Source organism: Enterovibrio gelatinilyticus (genome assembly GCF_028683095.1).
GTDB classification, from domain to species: domain Bacteria; phylum Pseudomonadota; class Gammaproteobacteria; order Enterobacterales; family Vibrionaceae; genus Enterovibrio; species Enterovibrio gelatinilyticus.
The window spans coordinates 1-688 of record NZ_JAJUBC010000104.1 but is presented as its reverse complement, the minus strand read 5'-3'; the positions used below and the strand labels follow the sequence as shown (position 1 = coordinate 688).

General features: G+C 49.3%; 1 protein-coding gene. It reads left to right on the top strand.

Annotation, left to right across the window (positions count from 1 at the left end; all coding sequences use genetic code 11):
* Window positions 1-13: 13 nt before the first annotated feature.
* Window positions 14-688 (top strand): IS21 family transposase (gene istA / locus LRP50_RS25405; RefSeq protein ID WP_274167177.1); only part of this gene is annotated, 675 nt, incomplete at its 3' end.

Sequence of the window (688 nt, the reverse complement as noted above, 5' to 3'; positions counted from 1 at the left end):
AAAACGGCGGACTATGATCAATCAGGAGCAACTAGTGGATATACACGTTTTACATCAACAGGGTCAAAGCATCCGCCGTATCGCAAAGACGTTGGGCGTATCTAGAAACACGGTGAGAGCTTACCTCAGGAACAAAGACCGACTTCCTGTGTACCCTGAACGTCAGTCACGCCTGTCGAAGTTAGACCCCTATTACGACTATTTACTTGGTCGCATTGAAGCAGCAAAGCCACATTGGATACCTGCCACCGTTCTTTTACGTGAGATTAAGGCATTAGGTTATGACGGCGGGATCACCATGCTTAAAGAACGCATCAAACAATACAAACCGACTGTACCTGCCGATCCTGTCGTGCGCTTCGAGACTGAACCAGGACAGCAGATGCAAGTGGACTTCACGACGATCACACACCACGGAAAACGCATCAAAGCCTTTGTCGCAACCCTTGGATATAGCCGTACAACTTTTGTCCGCTTCACTGAGCGTGAGCGCCAAGAAGACTGGATTGAAGGTCTTGAAGAAGCGTTCGAATACTTCGGTGGTGTGCCCAGAGAGGTCCTGTTCGACAACGCAAAAGCCATCATGATAGAGCGTGATGCCTATGGTGAAGGTCATCATCGTTGGAATGCTGCACTGCTTGCTACCGCCAAGAAGTACCACTTCAAACCCAAAGCATGTCGGCCATAC